Genomic DNA, 17,340 nt, shown 5'->3' on the forward strand with positions numbered 1-17,340 from the left:
CTGCAATTCCCCATGACCAAGAAACGCCCAAGCCCCTCAAGGATCTACCCGTTCGTGCCGATATTAGGACGATCGAGTGATGTCGTCCCAAGCGAACGGCGCAATGAGATACTTCCCGCTCATGAACATCCGCAGCAGGAACAACGTGCTGGTCACCGGCTCGCCGACCGGTCGGCCAGTGGTCTTCTCCCACGGCTTCGGCTGCGACCAGAACATGTGGCGCCTGGTCACCCCCGCGTTCGAGGACGAGCACCCCGTGGTGCTGTTCGACCACGTCGGCGCGGGCAAGTCGGACCTGACCGCGTACCGGCGCGACAAGTACGACTCGTTAGAGGGGTACGCCTCCGACGTGCTGGAGGTCCTGGCGGACCTGGACCTGCGCGACGCGGTGTTCGTCGGCCACTCGGTCAGCGCCATGATCGGCGTGCTGGCCGCCAACCGCGACCCGTCCCGCTTCGGCGCGCTGGTGCTGGTGTGCCCGTCGCCTCGCTACGTGGACGACGGCGACTACCGGGGCGGGTTCAGCCCGGCGGACATCGAGGAGCTCCTGGAGTCCCTCGACAGCAACTACCTCGGCTGGTCCGCCGCCATGGCCCCGGCGATCATGGGCGTCCCGGACCGGCCCGAGCTGGGCGAGGAGCTGACCGAGAGCTTCTGCCGCACCGACCCCGCGATCGCCCGGCACTTCGCCCGCGTCACCTTCACCTCCGACAACCGGGCGGACCTGCCCGCCGTGTCGGTGCCCACCCTGGTCCTGCAGTCCCGCAACGACGTGATCGCCGGGCAGCGGATCGGCGCGTACGTGCGCGACTCGATCCCCGGCGCGCGCATGGTGCTGCTCGACGCCACCGGGCACTGCCCGAACCTCAGCGCCCCCGAGGCGACCACCGACGCCATCCGCGGATTCCTGGCCGAGCAGCCGGGGAGGAGCCAGCCGTGACCAGACCCTCCGACCAGCGCGTGGCGCCGGACGTGGACGACGACACCGCCGCCGTCGCGTTCTCCGCGCTGCTGGAGGACAGCGTGGAGGACCTGTACGACCACGCGCCGTGCGGGTACCTGTCCACGCTGCTGGACGGCGAGATCGCCAAGGTCAACTCGACGCTGCTGGACTGGCTCGGCTACCGGCGCGAGGAGCTGGTGGGCCGCCGGTACCTGGTGGACCTGCTGACCGTGGGCGGCAAGCTGTACCACGAGACGCACTACGCGCCGATGCTGCGGATGCACGGCGAGGCGCGGGAGATCGCGCTGGACCTGGTCGCCGCCGACGGGCAGCGGTTGCCGGTGCTGGTGACCGCGAAGGCCAAGAACGGCTCGGACGGGCAGCAGCAGCTGGTCCGGCTGACCGTGTTCGACGCGCGGGAGCGGCGCTCGTACGAGCGGGAGCTGGTGCGGGCCAGGCAGGAGGCCGAGCGGGACCGGGAGCACCACCGCAGGCTCACCGAGGCGCTGCGCCGCACCCTGCTGCCGCCGACCCTGCCGTCGCTGCCGGGGCTGGAGGTCGCCTCGCACTACCGGGCGGCGAACTCCGACGAGGTCGGCGGCGACTTCTACGACGTGTACCCGCTGTGCGGCGGGGACCGGCTGGGGTTCTTCGTCGGCGACGTCAGCGGGCGCGGGCCCGCGGCGGCCGAGCTGACCTCGGTGGCCCGGTACGCGCTGCGCGGGGCCGCGATCACCGAGTCCGGGCCGTCGGCGGCGCTGGGGAAGCTGAACGAGGTGCTGCGCGGGCAGCGCGACGGGGTGCCGGAGTTCTGCACGGCCGTGGTCGGCGTGCTGCGGCCCGCGGACGACGGGTTCGCGCTGGCGCTGGCCAGCGGTGGGCACCCGCCCGCGCTGGTGGTGCGCGCGGACGGCGCCGTGGAGGTGCTGCACACGCCCGGCGCGCAGCTGGTGGGGCTGCTGGCCGCGCCGAGGTTCACCCGCCGCACCGCGCGGCTCGCGGCGGGCGACGTGCTCGTGCTGCACACCGACGGGCTCGGCGACGACCTGCTCGACGGGGTGCGGCCGGGGTCGGCGCGGGACGTGGTGGACGAGCTGGCCGAGCGGTTGGCGGGCGGCGGAGGCAAGGACGACGCCGCGGTGCTCGCGTTCGGGGTGGGACCGGCGTGAGCGACCTGAAGATCACCAGCACGACCACCGCGACCAGGCACGTGGTGACCGCGACCGGGGAGCTGGACCACCGCAGCGCGTCACGGCTGCGGGAGGCGATCGCCGGGGTGCCGCTGGGCAGCGGGCACCACCTGGTGCTGGACCTGAGCTCGCTGGCGTTCTGCGACTCCAGCGGGTTGACCGTGTTCATCGGGGCGCACGAGCGGGCGGAGGCGGAGCAGGCGGCGTTCAGCCTGGTCGGGCCGCCGCCGCCGGTGCACAAGATGCTGCGGCTGACCGGGCTGGACACGGTGCTGACCGTGCTGAGCAAACCGGCGGGGCTGCTGCACCCGTGAGGCGGGCCGCGCGGCGGGGACCTGCCGCCGCGCGGCCGTCACGGGCGGATTTTTCCTCCCGGACCGGTGCGGATTGCAGAACTTCCCGGTCGGGTTGTCGTGTTGACGATTGGCTCACCCGAGCGGCGCAGCCCGCCGATCCACTTCCCCGGCCCGGCCGGGAATCATTCGGGCACAGGTGTGGAACCGCTCCCCGACAGTGCGACGGCAATTGCTGCGCGGGGTTCCCGAAGGCTGAAGTTATCGGCATGAGAACTCGCTTCCTCGCGGCTTTCGCCGCCGCCCTCGCGTCCCTGCTGCTGCTCTCGCCGCCCGCCCAGGCCGCCGCCGGTGACGCCACCTGCGCCCTCGGCACCGGCGTCACCACCTACACCCCGCCCATCACCGCCACCGCCACCCCGACGACCATCGGCGAGACCTTGAACCTGGGTCCCTGCACGTCGCTGGCCGACCCGCTGGTCACCAGCGCGCAGATCGCCAACAGCGAGGCGGCGACGCTGTCCTGCCTGGTCACCGTGCCCGGCTCGCTGTCCGGCACGGTCACCATCACGTGGAACACCGGCGAGAGCAGCTTCTTCGAGTACACCCGGACGACGGTCTCGGTCGCGGGTCAGCAGGTGACGACGTTCACCGGCCTGATCACGGCGGGCAAGTTCAGCGGCTCGACCGGGACGCTGGTGGTCACGGCGCTGTCGCTGAACGTGCTCAGCTGCCTGCTCGGCACGGGGATCTCGTCCGCCACGAGCACCGCCACGCTCCTGGTCGTCTGAATCCCGCCGAGCGACCCCGGTAAACGGGTGCGACCCGATCCGCACGGGGATCGGGTCGCACTCGCGCGCGCCCGGAATTCTTTTCCCCCGTTTTCCGCGAATCCACCGGGGCATTCCGCTACCGGCCCACTTGTAACCGCTGCTACAGTCACCACCGTGACGGATCAACGCACGTCCTGGCTGGTGCTCGTCGTCCAGGTGCCCGCGACGCCGAGCAGGCACCGCGTCGCGGTGTGGCGGGAGCTGCGGCGGATCGGGGCGCTCTCGCTCGGGCAGGGCGCGTGGGTCGTGCCCGACGCGCCGGTGTTCGCGGACGGGGTCGCCCGCGTGGTCGAGCTGGCCGGGCGCGGCGAGGGCGAGGTGCTCGTGCTGGACGCGACCGGGCGCGCCGAGACCGACTCCGCGCGGCTGGAGGCGATGTTCACCGCCGAGCGGGCCGAGGAGTGGGCGGAGTTCCTGGCCGACTGCGGCAAGTTCGACGCCGAGATCGACAAGGAGATCCGCAACGGCAAGTTCACCATGGCGGAGCTGGAGGAGGAGGAGCAGAGCCTGGAGCGGCTGCGGCGCTGGCACCGGGACGTGCGGGTGCGCGACCTGTTCGGCTCGCCCGACGCCGCCGAGGCGGACCGGAGGCTGGCGCGCTGCGCCGAGCGGCTGGCCGACTACACGGACCGCGTCTTCCAGGCGCTGCACCAGATGTGAGCGCCGACGTGACCGACTCCCCCGACTCCCCGCGCTCCCGCCTGCTCCCCCTCTGCGCGGCGGGTTTCGTCACCGCCTTCGGCGCGCACAGCATCGCCGCCGGGCTGGGCGACTACACCGGTGGCGCCGCGTCGCTGCTCGCGCTCGGCCTGCTGCTCGCCGTCTACGACGGGGCCGAGGTGGTGCTCAAACCGGTGTTCGGCGCGCTCACCGACCGCATCGGCCCGCGCCCGGTGCTGCTGGGCGGCCTGCTGGCGTTCGCCGCGGCCTCGGCCGCGTTCGTGCTGGCGGGCAACCCGGCGCTGGTCGGCCTGGCCCGCCTCGGCCAGGGCGCGGCGGCGGCGGCGTTCTCCCCGGCCGCGAGCGCGCTGGTGGCCAGGCTGTCCCCGCGGGCCGGGCACGGCCGGGTGTTCGGCGGGTACGGGGCGTGGAAGGGCCTGGGCTACGCGCTCGGCCCGGTGCTGGGCGGCGTGCTGATCCACCTGGGCGGCCACCCGCTGCTGTTCGGCGTGCTGGCCGGGCTGGCGCTGGCGGTGGCGGCGTGGGCGCTGGTGGCCGTGCCGACCGCGCCGCCGCTGCCCAGGACCAGGCAGACCGTGCTGGACCTGGCCAGGCGGCTCGGCTCCGGGTCGTTCCTGCGGCCCACCGCGACCCTGGCGGGCGCGACGGCGGTGCTCGCGGTGGGCGTCGGCTTCCTGCCCGTGGCGGGCGCCGACCTCGGCCCGCTGGCGACCGGCGCGGTGGTGTCCCTGCTGGCGGCCACGGCGGCGCTGGTGCAGCCGTGGGCCGGGCGGTGGCGCGACGCGGGCCGGGTCGGGGACGTGGCGGGCATGGCGGGCGGCCTGGTGGTGGCCGCGGCGGGCGCGGTGGCGGCGGCGACGCTGCCCGGCGTGGCGGGCCTGGTGGTGGCCGCGCTGGCGATCGGCGCGGGCACCGGCCTGGCGACGCCGATCGGGTTCGCCCACCTGGCCTCGCACACCCCGCAGGAACGGGTCGGGCAGACCATGGGCGCGGCCGAGGTCGGGCGCGAGCTGGGCGACGCGGGCGGCCCGCTGCTGGTCGGGGCGATCGCGACGGTGAGCACCCTGGGCTTCGGCCTGCTCGGGCTGGCGGCGGTGCTGGTGGTGATCGCGCTGCTGGTGGCACGCGGCACGGCGACCCGATAGCCCGGTGACCCCGGCCCGCCGGGGGGAACCTCGGCGGGCCGGACATGGGGAGCCAGGCTTGGCGGAGCCCGGCTTGGCGGAGCCCGGCTTGGCGGAGCCCGGCTTGGCGGAGCCCGGCTTGGCGGAGCCGGACATGGTGGGGCCGGACATGGTGGGGCCAGGGCCCGGTGGGGGGTAAGCCCCAGCGCTGTCCGGCCCCAGCGCTGTCCGGCCCCGGCGGAGTCCGGGCTTGGCGGAGGCGAGGCCCGGTGGGGACAGGCCCTGGCACCGGTCCAGCCCAGCGCTGTCCAGCCCGGCGCTGTCCAAGCGGGCTGTACTGTCGCGCCCAGTACCCCGACCGGTGGGAGGCCCCGGTGCGGCTCGACGCGAAGACCACCCGCCCCACCGGCCGCGCGGCGCTGTTCACGATCGCGGCGGTGGGCGCGGTCGCGGACCTGGCGGCCAAGGTCCTGGCCGAGCGGAACCTGGTCCACGGCCCGGTCGACCTCGGCCCGCTCCAGCTGCGCCTGCTCCACAACGAGGGCGTGGCGTTCAGCCTCGGCTCCTCGCTGCCCGCGGGGGTCGTGACGGCGGTGACGGCGCTGATCACCCTAGCGGTGGCCCTGCACGCCCACCGCACCGCACCGAGCACCCCGCGCTGGGGCCGGGTCGCCCTGGCGCTGGTGCTGGGCGGCGCGGTCGGGAACCTGGTGGACCGGGCGTTCGACGGTGCGGTCACCGACTACTTCCACACCGGCTGGTTCGCGACGTTCAACGTGGCCGACGTGCTGATCAGCGCGGGCGCGGTCCTGCTGGTCCTGGTCACGCTGCTCACCCCGGAGCCGGAGCCCGCACCGGTCCCGCAGGAGCCCGCCGGGCGCTAGCCCCCCCCCCGCTCAGACCACGCAGAACTCGTTCCCCTCCGGGTCCTGGAGCACCACGCCGTAGTGCCCCGCGCCCGGCTCGTCCACGACCCGCAGCACCCCGGCCCCCGCCTCGACCAGCCGCTCCACCTTCGCCCTCACCCGCTCGACCCGCACCTCCAGCGGCACCCCGCGCCCACCCCCCACCTTCAAGTCCAGGTGCACCCGGTTCTTCCCCGCCTTGCCCTCGGGCACCTGCTGGAACCACACCCGAGGCCCCACCCCGGCCGGGTCGACGACGGACTCCGGCGTCTCCCCCGCCCCGTCCGCGAACTCCTCCTCCGGCACCCCCGTCGCCACCCAGTGCTCGCGCCAGGTGGCGTGCCCGCCGGGCGGCGGCTCGGGCACGTACCCGAGGGCCTCGGCCCAGAACGCCACCAGCCGCCGCGGGTCGGCGCAGTCGATCGTCACCTGCAAGGTCGTCTCCACCCCGACAGCCTGCCGCAGGGGTCCGACACCCGCGCCCGCGTCACACCCGCCCCAGCACCGCCCCGACCACCGCGCGCGCCTCCGGCCCCGGCCCGATCCCCAGCTCGGCGTCGAGCACCCGCTCCAGCCGCCGGTACACCTCCACCGCCCCCGCCCGGTCCCCCAGCAGCGCCCGCACCCGCATCAGCGCGACGTGCGCCGACTCGCGCGCCGGGTTCGCCGCCGCCTGCGCGGCCAGCAGGTCGGCCGCCTCCTCGCGCGCCCCCAGCTCCACCTTCGCCGCCGCCAGGTGCTCCACCACCGCCAGCCTGCGCTCGCGCCACAGCCCCGCCACCGCCACCGAGGGCTCCGAGGGCACCAGCCCCACCAGCCCCTCCACCGGCCACCCCGCCAGCGCCGCACCCAGCTCCGCGTCGGCCGCCTCGGCGTCCCCGCGCCGCAGCGCCGCCACGCCCTCGCGCGCGTGCTCGGCCACGCGCAGCGCGTCCACCGACCCCGGCCGCACGTCCAGCCGGTACCCGTGCCCGACGTGCACCAGCAGCCCGCCCAGCCCCAGGCCCACGTCGTCCAGGCAGCGGCGCAGCCTGCTCGCGTACAGCTGGAGGTTCTTCCCCGCGCTGCGCGGCGGCTCCTGCTCCCACAGGGTGTCGAGCAACCGCCCGGTGGACACGGCCGCGCCCGCGTCCAGCGCCAGCGCGACGAGCAGCGTGCGCGCCTTCACCCCGCGGGGCACCACGCCGCGCGCGTGAGGGCCGCTCAGCTCCTGCCCGCCGAACAGCCGGATCGTCACGCCCTGCTGCGCACGCGCCACCGCACGGACCGCCATCCCCGCTCCTCCACCGCCCCTGGTCCCGCTCTCCCGCCAGCACCCCCAGTTATGTCCTACCCGGAGTCACCGGTCGTTCTCGCCGGAGCCCATAGGGGAGGTCGATCACGGCGCATACCGGACGTATACCGCGACGTGGGAGCGTGCGCCCCGAGCCCCGGTGACCGGACCGGCGCGCGCTGAGCAGCGCCGATCCCGATTCGGGGAACCGCAAGGAGATCCGGAGAGGACTTGACGATGGACCTGACCTTCGACGAATCCGAGCTCGACCTCGGCGACCTGGCCGTGACGGCGATGCGCGACGCGGTGGCCCTGCCGGAGACCGGCGCGTCCACCGCGGCCTGCTCGTGCAGCAGCACCTCGTGCTGCTGCTGCCAGCAGCCGCCGATGCCCGAGTTACCGCAGGTGTGACCGACCGGGGCCGGGGGCGTCCGCGCGGGCGTCCCCGGCCCCACCCGCGACCGACCTCCCAGGAGCACCCGATGACAGGCCACGGCACCAGCACCGAACTCGCGCCGTACGCGCTGGTCCGGGTGGCCGCGCTCGCCCACCCCGGTCCGGCGGGCTCGGACTTCCGCGCCGCGCTCGCCGCGCTGGCCGCGGTGGAGGCCGACCTCGCCGCGCTGGCCGGGGACCTGGCGGACGCGCTGCACGACAGCGCCGCGCACCACGGCGCCGACTTCCACCGCGCGGTCGTGCTCCCGCTGCGCCGCGACGTGCACAACCACCGCCCGCCGCACCCTGGGCGCGACCTCGGCGACCTGCCGGAGCGCGTCCCGCTGCTGGCGAAGTGGCTGGCGGCGCACGGGGCGCGGGCCGAGGCGGAGGCGGCGGCGCTGGCCGCGTGGCCGGACGCGCTGGCCAGGTCCAGGGCGTGGCTGGCGCGGGTGTGCGCGGCCGACGCGCCCCGGCTGGCGAGCGCGCTGACCGGCGCGGACCTGCTGCGGGGCATGGACCGCGCCGCGCGCCTGGGCGGCGTCCCGGACCGCAGGGCGCGCAAGGCCGAGCCGACGCTGCTGCGCTACGCCCTGCGCGCCACCGCGAAGACCAGCCCGCTGTCCTGGCACACCCACGTCGGCTGGTCGACCTGGGACGACCGGGCGGAGGCTGCCCCGCACCCCGGTCCCGCGGTGTCGCGCCCGGCGGCGCACCGGTTGCTGGTGACCAGGTTCGCGACCGCGCTGGGACCGCTGCTGCCGCACCGGGTGGCGGCGGGGCTGCGGGTGCGCGACGGCCGGGTGCTGTTCCGCCGCGACACCCCGGTGGCGGGCGTGGGGCGCGCGGACGTGGTGCGGGAGGAGGAGGTGGACGTCGCCGCCACCGGCCCGCTGCGGTTCGTGCTCGCGCTGGTGCGCGACGCGGGTCCGCCGGGACTGCGGCTGGCGGAGGTGGAGGCGGCGCTGGCGGCCCGGCTCCCGGAGGGGTCGGCGGACGCGGCGCGCGGGTTCGTCGCGCGGGCGCGGGAGCTGGGGCTGCTCGTCCCGATCCCTCCGGTGCACCCGCAGGAGCGGGACCCGCTGACCGCGCTCGCGACCTGGCTGACCGACCAGCCCGCCGGGCCCGCGACCCCCGACCCCGCCGCGCTGGCGGGCAGGCTGACCGCGCTCGCCAGGACCACCGAGGAGTTCGGCGCCACCCCCGCCCCCGCCAGGGCGGCCGTGCTCGCCGAGCTGTCCGAGGGCTGGCGGGAGCTGGGCGAGCGGGTGGGCGCGGACCTGACCGGGGTCGCGCCGGTGGTGGAGGACGTGGTGCTGCCCGAGCCGACGACCACCCCGCTGGGCGCGTTCCCGGAGCTGGCCCTGCTCACCCCGCTGCTGATCGCGTTCGACCAGCACGTCCTGCTGCGCCGCCTGATCACGGCCAGGTTCACCGAGCGGTTCGGGGTCGGCGGCGTCGCCTCGCTGGCCGACGGCGCGGGCCCGATCACGTCGGCCTGGCGGGACAGCACGTCCGGGGCCGTCCCGGCCGATCCCGCCGCGCTCGAACTGCTGGCGGTGCGGGAGGAGCTGGCCGGGCTGGTGCGCGGCGGCGTGATCACCGACGCGGTGCTCGACCGGGCGGCCGGGCTGCTGCCCGCGTGGACCACCCGGCGCCCCGGCTCGTACGGCTTCTTCGCCCAGCCCACCGGCGACGGGCGCCTGGTGGTCAACCGGGTGTACTCGGGGTTCGGCAAGTTCACCAGCCGCTTCCTGGACCTGCTGCCGGGCGCGCGCGAGGCGGTGACCGCGCAGGTGCTGCGGCACACCGACGACCCGGTGCAGTTCCGCCCGGTGCGCGGGTTCAACCCGAACCTGCACCCGCTGGTGGGCGCGCGCGAGGTCGGCGAGGACGCCCGGTGGGCCGACCTGCTCGCGGACGACCTGGACGTGCGGCACGACCCGGACGCCGACGAGGTGCGGGTGACCCGCGACGGCCGCCCGCTGGACGTGCTGTACCTGGGGTTCATGGTCCCGATCGCGCTCCCGGACCGGCAGGCGGCGCTGTACTCGGACCTGTCCTGCGGCTGGGTCGACCTGGACGCCCTGCGGGAGCGCGAGGTCGACGGCGGGGTGACCCGGCTGGGGCCGCTGGCGCACCGGAACGTGGTGCTGGCGCGCCGGTCCTGGGGCTTCCCGGTCCCGCCGGTGGTCGGCGCGGAGGAGCGGGCGGCGCTGGACGTGGCGCTGCTGCGCGCCCGGCACGGGCTGCCCGAGCACGTGTTCGTCGGCCCCGAAGGCGCGCCCGACCCGGCCGAGGCGTACCGGCACGCGCTCACGGCGCGCAAGCCGCAGTACGCCGACCTCGGCGACCCGCTGCACCTGCGGTGCCTGCCGCGCCTGCTGGCCGGTTTCCCGGACGGGGTGCGGGTGACCGAGGCGCTGCCCGTTCCGGGGACCGCCGGGGCGGACGGCCGGGTGGTCGAGCTGGTCGCGGAAACCTACTGGAGGAACTCGTGATCGACGTGGTCTGCCACTACCGCGACCCGGTGAAGGCCCCCCTGCTGCGCGACGCCGTGCTGCCCGCGCTCGCGGCGGCCGTCGACGCGGGCGCGGTGGGGCACGTGGAGCGGCACTGGTTGCGGGGACCGCACCTGGTGGTGCGGCTGGACGGGCCGGACGGGGTCGTGGGGCGGGCCGCCGAGCTGGTCGCCGGGCGGGTGCGGGCGCACCTGGCCGAGCGCCCGTCCACCGCGGACGTGACGGACGAGGAGCTGCTGGAGCGGTCGCGGCAGAGCGGGATCGCCGAGCTGGTGCCGCCGCCGTACGGGCCGATCCAGCCGGACAACACCGTGCTGGTCGAGCAGACCGACCTCGCCCCGGTGCTGCGGCTGGTGGGGTCGGTCGAGCTGGTGGAGCTGCGCACCGGGAACCTGCGGCTGGGCGTCCCGGCGATCGCGGACGCGGTGGCCGTGGACCGCACGGGCCAGGGGCGGGCGCGGCTCGCGCTCGTCGCGATGGCCGCGCACGCGAGCCGCTTCCCCGCCGGGATCGCCAACGGCTACCACTCGTTCCTGTCGCACCTGGAGGGGTTCCTGGGGCACTCCGACCCCGGCGGGGCGCTGCGGGCGCGGTTCGACCGGGTGTGGGAGCGCAACGCGGACGCGGCGGTGGCGACCGTGCGCGCGGTGCTGGACGGTTCGGCCGGGGCGGTGTGGGCGGAGTGGTCGGACGCGGCCCGCGCGCTGGGGGACGCGGCGTTCGACCGGGGCGAGCTGCCGACCGGGCCGACCGGGCTGCTCGGGGAGCGGGCGCTGGAGCTGGGCGAGCCGGAGGCGGTGCGGCGGTGGCACCGCGAGCACAGGGGCGAGCCGGGCGAGTACCACCGGCGGTTGATCGAGGTCGACTTCGACCACCCGGACTACCTGCGGCCGGTGACGGTGTACCGGGCGGGGACGAACGCGCTGTACCGGCTGCTGGCGGTGTGCGACGTGACGCCGGTGGAGCGGTACCTGGCCGCGAGCCTGCTGGTGCGGGCGGTGCAGCGGGTGACCGGGGTGCGCTGGGAGGAGCAGGTGGCGGGGATGGCGAAGGTGGTCCGGTGAGCGGGGTTCTGCTGCGGTTGCGACCTGTGGTGCACGCGACTCCCACCGGGAGCGGGGTGCACGTGCGGGGCTGGCGCTCCAGCTTCACGGTCGACGGCGGGCGCGGGCTGTGGACGATCTGGGAGCGCCTGGCCGCGCCGCTGGCCGAGGGGGTGCCGCCGGAGCGGCTGGTGGCTCCGGAGGGGGCGGCGCCGGTCGTGGCGCGGGCGCTGGAGCTGCTGATCGGGCAGCTGCGCGAGCACGACCTGCTGGTGGAGGTGCCCGCCGGGTGGGGTGGCGGCGGGGACGGCCAGCCGCCGCCGGACATCGCGGCGTGGTTGGAGTCGGTGGCCGCGAGGCCCGCGCAGGCGTGGGGGTTGTTGCGCTCCGCGCGGGTCGAGGTGGTGGGCGGGGGCGTGCTCGCCGCCGCCGCGCGCCGGGCGCTCCTCGCGACCGGGGTGGAGGTCGCGGCGGTGCGGCCGGGGCCGGGGTTGCTGGTCGTGGCGGGGGCGCACGCGGTCGCGGGCGGGTGCGCGGGGGACGTGGGCTTCGTGGTCGCGCCCGGCGCGGTCGACGAGGTGCTGGCCGACGCGGCGGGGGTCGCCGAGCGGCTCGCGGGCGGGGCCGGGGAACCGCCGGAGGTGCTGGCGGCGCTGGTCGCGTCGGCCGCCGCGCACCGGCTGGTGTGCGCGGTGGGCGGGGTGCCCGATCCGTCCGGCGAGGTGGTGGACATGTGGCACGACGTGCCGCCGGGCGGTCCGCCGCACCAGGCGGTGCTGGTGGCGCGGTTGGACCCGTTGCGCGCGGAGTACCACCCGTGGTTGTCGGCGGTCCGGCCGCGCGAGGCGGGCGGGGCGCTGCTGGAGGTGTTGGGGGACGAGGAGCTCGGGCCGGTGGCGACGCCGCTGCCCGGCGCGCTGCCGCAGCTCCCGGTGAAGCTGGCGGCGTCCGGGGAGGTGGTCGGGTTCGGCGTCACCGAGCACGCCGCGCGGCTCGACGCGCTGCTGCGGTCGGCGTCCCGGCTGGCGCCGGGGGGCGTGGTGGTCGGCGCGGACCGGGTGCACGCCGAGGGGTTGGCGCTGCGGGCGGCGGTGCGGGGGTTGCCGGGCGAGGTGGTGGCCGAGCGGGAGTGGTCGGCCGATCCGACCGCGCGGCGGTGGTGGAAGGCCGTGGTGCTGCGGTTCGCGCTGCCCGCCGAGGTGGAGGTGACCCGGTTGGCGCCGGAGGTGGTGCGGGCGGTGGTGCGCTGCGGCGGGGAGGAGCTGTCCTGGGCGGTGGAGGCCGCGGCGGCCGACGCGGTCGCGTTCGCCGCGCTGGCCGCGGCCGGGCGGGCGCAGGTCGAGCGGGCGGGTGGGGGGCGCGGGGATTCCGGGGCGGTGGTGCTGTGCGGGGCGGCGCCGGTCGTGACGCCGGACGCCGCCGCCGCGCCGTGGACGAACCGGGACTGGCACTGGCCCTACGGGTTGCGTGACGTCGAGGAGGCGTTCCAGGAGGGGTTGCGGGCGCTCGCGGGCGGGGTCGAGCCGGTGGATCTGGGGCCGGTGCTGACGGCGGCGGGTCTGGTGGCGTTCCGGTGAGCGACGTGGAGGTCGTGGAGCTGACCGGGTACGCGCTGGGCGAGCTGGAGCGGCTCGGGGTGGACGGGCCGGTGCTGCCGGTGCGGTTCGACGGCGCGCTGGTGCTCGTGGGGCCGGTGCTGGGCCGGGGTGCGGGTGGGGTGTGCCTGCGGTGCGCCGAGGACGCCCGGCTCGCGGCGCTGGGGGCGTCGGCGCCGCGCGCGGACCCGGCGATGCGGGTGGGCGGGCTGGTCGTCCCGGCGCTGCGGCCGGTGCTGGACGCGCTGGTGGGGCGCGTGCTGGCCGATCCCGACGCGCACCGCGACCGCGTGCTGGCCCTGCGGTCGGACCTGGGCGCGGTGGGCGAGCACCGGGTCCGGCCAAGGCCCGAGGGGTGCGCGAGGTGCGGGCCGCTGCCCGAGGACTCGGCGGAGGCCGCGAGCGTGGTGCGCGCGCCCGTGCCGGTGGAGCCGGGGTCGCTGCGGGGCGAGAACCCTGCGACCGCAGGGGATTCGCTGCGCCGCGAGCTGTTCGACCTGCGGCACGGGCCGGTGGGCGGGCTGCACCGGATCGGGGACCTGGCCGTGGCGGCGGTGAGCGCCGAGCTGGTCGGCGGGCAGGCCGGGTTCGGGCGCACGGGCGACTACGAGCACGCCGAGCGGGTTGCGCTGTTCGAGGCGGTGGAGCGGCACGCGGGACTGCGGCCGAGGCGGGTCACCACGGTGCTGGAGGCGTCGTTCGCCGAGCTGGGACCCGACCGGGCGCTCGACCCGGTGCGGCTGGGGCTGCCCGACCTGGGGTCGCCGCACGTGACGCCGTACCGGCCGGACGTGCGGATCCGCTGGGTGCACGGGTGGTCCTACACGCGGGGGCGTGCCGTGGCGGTGCCCGAGCACGTCGCCTACTGGGGGCGGTCGGTCGGGCCGAGGTTCGTGGACGAGACCTCGAACGGGTGCGGCACGGGCAACAGCCTCGTGGAGGCGGTGCTGCACGGGCTGTTCGAGGTCGCCGAGCGGGACGCGTTCCTGACCGCCTGGTACGGGCGGGCGCCGCTGCCGTCGCTGCGCTCGGACGACGAGCTGACGGCGCACGTGGCGGACCGGTTGGAGCAGGTGGGGTACCGGCTGGAGCTGTACGACGCGACGAACGACCTCGGGGTGCCGTCGGTGCTGTCGCTGGCCCGGCGGGCGGAGGGGCGGGGCGGGTTCCCGTGCGCGTTCTACGCGGCGGGCGCGGGGTTGGACGTGGGCGCGGCGGTGCGGGCCGCGGCGGCCGAGGTGGTGATGGACGTGGAGGCGGGAGCGAAGCGGTACCGGAGCGAGCCGGGGGACTACGAGCCGGAGCGGTTGCGGCGGATGCTGCGCGAGCCGGGGCTGGTGCGCACGATGGACGACCACGTGAACGTCAACGCGCTGCCGGAGGCGCTGGGGCGGCACGACTTCCTGGTTCCGGGGCCGGGGCGGGAGCTGGTGGCGCCGGACGTGCCGGGTGGTGACCTGGACGCGGTGCTGGAGCACTACGTGCGGCGGTGGGAGGCGTTGGGGCTGGAGGTGATCGCGGTGGACCAGAGCGATCCGGTGGTGCGGGAGCGGTTGGGGTTGCGCTCGGCGAAGGTGATCGTTCCGGGGACGGCGCCGATGACGTTCGGGGAGGTGAACCGGCGCACGGGTGGCGTGCCCCGGTTGCGCCTGTCCGGTCCCCCGCTGCCGCACCCGTTCCCGTGAGCGGGAGCGGGGCCGGGCCCCTGGACGGGCGGGCGGCGCTGGAGGAGGCGTACGCGCACGGGCCTGGGCGGGTGGTCGAGCCGGGGGTGTCGCCGGGGGTCGCGGCGGCTGCGGGCGCGCGGGTGCCGTTGCGCGGGCTGGCCGGGTGCGGGCGGTTCGGGGCGGCGGTGGCGCACCTGTTGACGGCGGTGGCGACGCCGCTGCGGTGGGAGCCGTGGAACCAGTACAACGACCACCGCGCGTACCCCTCGGCTCGGGCGGCGCACACCGTGGACCTGGTGCTGGTGGCGGGTGGGCGGTGGGTGCTGGACGCGGTGCGGCGCGAGCTGGTCGGCGAGGGGACGCCCGCGCTGGGCGGGGCGGTGGAGATCGAGCTGGTGCGGCGGCGGGACCGGCTGTCGGCGGGGTACCGGGAGTTCGGGGACGTGCTGGCGGAGCTGGAGGTGGGGCACGTCGGGGCGGCGCTGGTCGGGCACGCGCGGCGGTTGGGGTTGCGGGCGGAGGTCGACGGGGTGGTGGTGCGGGTGTCCTCGCACCGGGAGAGCGGGGAGGCCGTCGCGCCGTCGCCCGTCCGCAGCTCCGGGGTGGGGCCGCGCGGCATCGCCGCCGATCCGAGGCCGTTGGCCAGGGCGGTGCTGGACGCGGTGGTGGACGCGGTGGGCCGGTCGCCTGGCGGGTTGCGGCACCGGGTGGCCGTGCGCGGGGTGCGGGACGTCGTCGACGGCTGGCACGCGGTGGACGGCGGGCTGCGGGTGGTGGAGCCGGGGGACGCGGTGCGCTCGCTGGGGGCGGTGTTCGGGCACCCGCCGGGGGTGTTCGACGTGGCGTCGGCGAACCTGGCGCTGGTGACCACGGGTGATCCGGCGGAGGCGGTCGCGGCGGGCGGGCCGGACGGGTACCGGGCGTTGCTGCGGGCGGCGGGGGCCACCGGGCAGCGCGTGTGCGAGGCGGCGGCCGGGGCGGGGGCGTTCTGCCGTCCGGCGCGGAGCGTGGACGACGGGGCGCTGGAGGGGCTGGTCGGCGCGCCCGCCGGGCACTGCCTGCTGTACCTGCTCGTGATCGGGCGTCCGCGTGGTGCGGGGTTCGCCTACGACCTGAGCCCGGTGGAGGCGTGATGACGTGGACCAGTGCGCACGTGCGGCTGGCGTGGGCGGTGGAGCACGTGGACGCGTTCATCGCGGACGTGCTCGCCCCGGCGATGAGCGGCGAGTGGTTCTACGTGCGGTACGGGGAGGGCGGGCCGCACCTGCGGGTGCGGGCGCGGGACGCGGACCTGCCGGGGAGGCTGCGCGCGCTGGTGGCCGGGGTGGAGCACCCGGTGGTGGCGGACGGGGCCGGGGCGGGCGGGGCCGGGATGGACGGGGCCGGGGCGGACGGGCCGGGGTGGCCGCACGGCGAGGTGCGGGAGGTGCGGTACGAGGCGGAGGTCGCCCGGTACGGCGGGGTGGAGCTGATGCCGGTGGCGGAGGGGGTGTTCTGCCGCAGCACCGAGGTGGCGGTGGCGGTGCTGCGGTCGGCGCGCACGGCGGGCGCGCGCTTCACGGCCGCGGTGGAGCTGGTGATGGCGACCGCGAGCGCGGTGGGGTTGGACCGGGCGGGTGCGGCGTCGTGGTTGCGGTCGTTGGCGTCCGGGTGGCGGCGGACCGAGGAGGCGGTCGCCCCTCCGGGGGTGGCCTCGCACGCGGTGGCCAGGTCGTTGCACGCGGCGCGCGGGGCGCAACTGGCCGACCGGTGGGCGCGGTTGGAGGGTGGGGCCACGGGGGCGGTGGCGTACTGGGCGGAGTGCGTGCGGGAGGCCGGGTTGCCGGTGTTCGTGTGGGGCTCGCAGCTGCACATGCTGCTGAACCGGCTGGGGATCACGCCCGAGGAGGAGCGGGTGGTGTGCAGGCTGGTGGCGATGACCGCCGAGTCGCCGGGGGTGGCGGAGCGCGTGCACGGGGGTGAGTCGGACCGGCGGTACCTGGTGGCGAGCAGGTACCACGTGGGCGAGCCGGACCAGGGGCCTCGGGCGGAGCCGGTCGTGGCGTTCGGCGCGCTGCCGTGGCAGCGGGTGGTGGAGCTGCCGGACGCGGAGCCGGTGTCGGCGTCCCTGGTGGAGGCGTTGGCCGCGCGGCGGACGGCGCGCGGTGAGGCGTTGGCGGGCGGGTTGGACGCGGCGGGGCTGGCGACGTTGTTGTGGACGGCGCACGGGGCCTTGCCGGACGGGCGGAGGCCGCACCCGAGCGCGGGCGGGCGGTGGAGCGCTCGGGTCCGGGTGCTGGCCTGGCGGGTGGCGGGGGTGGAGCCCGGCGTGTACGACGTGGACGAGGTGCGGCGGGTGCTGGTGCGGGTGGCCGGGGCGCCGCCGGAGCGGGACGTGCTGGCGAGCTCGATGTGGTTCGGGCGGGGGGACGACCGGGTCGACCCGGCGGGGGTTCCGGCGGTGCTGGCGGTGTACGCGCGGGTGGGGGCGCTGCGGCGGGCTTACGGGACGCGGGCGTTGCGGTTGGCGTTGGTGGAGGGTGGGCACCTGGCGCAGAACCTGGCGCTGGTGGCGGCGGCCCACGGGGTGCGGTTGGGGTTGTTCGGCGGGTTCCACGACGACGTGGCGCACGACGTGCTGTGCCTGGACGGGGTGGACGACGTGCTGGTCTACCTGGCGCCGGTGGCCGGGTGAGGCGGGTGAGGTGGGTGAGGTGGGTGTAGACCTGCCAGATCGCGTGGGCGAGGTCGGTGAAGGTGTTTTGTTCGGTGGTGCTGACCAGGGTTTTGTTGTCGCGGGTGCGTTGGGCGCCGAGGACTGCCGCCAGGACGCCGGGGAGGGAGCCGAAGTGGTAGC

16 protein-coding genes are annotated in these 17,340 nt (G+C 76.6%); 14 read left to right on the forward strand and 2 right to left on the reverse strand.

What is annotated here, in order from left to right:
* The first annotated feature begins 121 nt into the window (after positions 1-121).
* The 7 genes from CNX65_RS19215 (at position 122) to lspA (ending at position 5,948) form a co-directional block, all read left to right on the forward strand.
* Positions 122-940 carry an alpha/beta fold hydrolase gene (locus CNX65_RS19215; protein WP_096494979.1) on the forward strand — a complete coding sequence of 273 codons (819 nt, stop codon included), beginning with the start codon at positions 122-124 and terminating at the stop codon, positions 938-940.
* Positions 937-2,112: a PP2C family protein-serine/threonine phosphatase gene (locus tag CNX65_RS19220; RefSeq protein WP_096494981.1), complete on the forward strand. Its 1,176-nt coding sequence runs from the start codon at positions 937-939 to the stop codon at positions 2,110-2,112. Before CNX65_RS19215 ends, CNX65_RS19220 begins: the two co-directional genes overlap by 4 nt.
* Positions 2,109-2,447: an STAS domain-containing protein gene (locus tag CNX65_RS19225; RefSeq protein ID WP_096494983.1), complete on the forward strand. Its 339-nt coding sequence runs from the start codon at positions 2,109-2,111 to the stop codon at positions 2,445-2,447. The genes CNX65_RS19220 and CNX65_RS19225 overlap by 4 nt, the downstream gene beginning before the upstream one ends.
* 248 nt (positions 2,448-2,695) lie before the next feature.
* Entirely contained in the window at positions 2,696-3,217 is a 522-nt protein-coding gene (locus CNX65_RS19230) for a hypothetical protein (protein WP_096494985.1), read from the forward strand.
* A gap of 156 nt (positions 3,218-3,373) precedes the next feature.
* Positions 3,374-3,919, forward strand: coding sequence for a Chromate resistance protein ChrB (locus CNX65_RS19235; protein ID WP_096494987.1), 546 nt, complete (start codon positions 3,374-3,376; stop codon positions 3,917-3,919).
* Between the two features lie 8 nt (positions 3,920-3,927).
* Positions 3,928-5,085 (forward strand): MFS transporter, encoded by a 1,158-nt coding sequence (locus CNX65_RS19240; RefSeq protein ID WP_096497872.1) that lies wholly within the window; start codon positions 3,928-3,930, stop codon positions 5,083-5,085.
* 353 nt (positions 5,086-5,438) lie between these two features.
* Positions 5,439-5,948 carry a signal peptidase II gene (lspA, locus tag CNX65_RS19250; RefSeq protein WP_096494991.1) on the forward strand — a complete coding sequence of 170 codons (510 nt, stop codon included), beginning with the start codon at positions 5,439-5,441 and terminating at the stop codon, positions 5,946-5,948.
* A gap of 12 nt (positions 5,949-5,960) precedes the next feature.
* On the opposite strand, the gene CNX65_RS19255 is transcribed toward lspA, so the two are convergent.
* Both CNX65_RS19255 and CNX65_RS19260 read right to left on the reverse strand, forming a co-directional pair.
* A complete protein-coding gene (locus CNX65_RS19255; protein ID WP_096494993.1) occupies positions 5,961-6,416 on the reverse strand; it encodes a VOC family protein in 456 nt (151 codons plus the stop codon).
* Between the two features lie 40 nt (positions 6,417-6,456).
* The gene (locus tag CNX65_RS19260; RefSeq protein ID WP_096494995.1) at positions 6,457-7,242 is read right to left on the reverse strand and encodes an AfsR/SARP family transcriptional regulator; all 786 of its coding nucleotides are present in this window, start codon (positions 7,240-7,242) and stop codon (positions 6,457-6,459) included.
* A gap of 237 nt (positions 7,243-7,479) precedes the next feature.
* Between CNX65_RS19260 and CNX65_RS19265 the strand changes: the two genes are divergently transcribed.
* The 7 genes from CNX65_RS19265 (at position 7,480) to CNX65_RS19295 (ending at position 17,178) form a co-directional block, all read left to right on the forward strand.
* Positions 7,480-7,653: a thiazolylpeptide-type bacteriocin gene (locus tag CNX65_RS19265; RefSeq protein ID WP_096494997.1), complete on the forward strand. Its 174-nt coding sequence runs from the start codon at positions 7,480-7,482 to the stop codon at positions 7,651-7,653.
* Positions 7,654-7,724: 71 nt separating this feature from the next.
* The gene (locus CNX65_RS19270) at positions 7,725-10,178 is read left to right on the forward strand and encodes a lantibiotic dehydratase (RefSeq protein WP_096494999.1); all 2,454 of its coding nucleotides are present in this window, start codon (positions 7,725-7,727) and stop codon (positions 10,176-10,178) included.
* Entirely contained in the window at positions 10,175-11,263 is a 1,089-nt protein-coding gene (locus tag CNX65_RS19275) for a lantibiotic dehydratase C-terminal domain-containing protein (protein WP_157767724.1), read from the forward strand. The genes CNX65_RS19270 and CNX65_RS19275 overlap by 4 nt, the downstream gene beginning before the upstream one ends.
* Positions 11,260-12,819, forward strand: a complete 1,560-nt coding sequence (locus tag CNX65_RS19280; protein ID WP_157767725.1) for a hypothetical protein — start codon at positions 11,260-11,262, stop codon at positions 12,817-12,819. Before CNX65_RS19275 ends, CNX65_RS19280 begins: the two co-directional genes overlap by 4 nt.
* Positions 12,816-14,522 carry a TOMM precursor leader peptide-binding protein gene (locus tag CNX65_RS19285; RefSeq protein ID WP_096495004.1) on the forward strand — a complete coding sequence of 569 codons (1,707 nt, stop codon included), beginning with the start codon at positions 12,816-12,818 and terminating at the stop codon, positions 14,520-14,522. The genes CNX65_RS19280 and CNX65_RS19285 overlap by 4 nt, the downstream gene beginning before the upstream one ends.
* On the forward strand, positions 14,519-15,637 hold the full coding sequence (locus tag CNX65_RS19290; RefSeq protein ID WP_096495005.1) for a hypothetical protein: 1,119 nt from the start codon (positions 14,519-14,521) through the stop codon (positions 15,635-15,637). Before CNX65_RS19285 ends, CNX65_RS19290 begins: the two co-directional genes overlap by 4 nt.
* Positions 15,637-17,178, forward strand: coding sequence for a thiopeptide-type bacteriocin biosynthesis protein (locus CNX65_RS19295; RefSeq protein WP_096495006.1), 1,542 nt, complete (start codon positions 15,637-15,639; stop codon positions 17,176-17,178). The genes CNX65_RS19290 and CNX65_RS19295 overlap by 1 nt, the downstream gene beginning before the upstream one ends.
* The last annotated feature ends 162 nt before the right edge of the window (positions 17,179-17,340 follow it).

Origin of the sequence: Actinosynnema pretiosum, from assembly GCF_002354875.1 — a bacterium.
GTDB classification, from domain to species: Bacteria; Actinomycetota; Actinomycetes; order Mycobacteriales; family Pseudonocardiaceae; genus Actinosynnema; species Actinosynnema auranticum.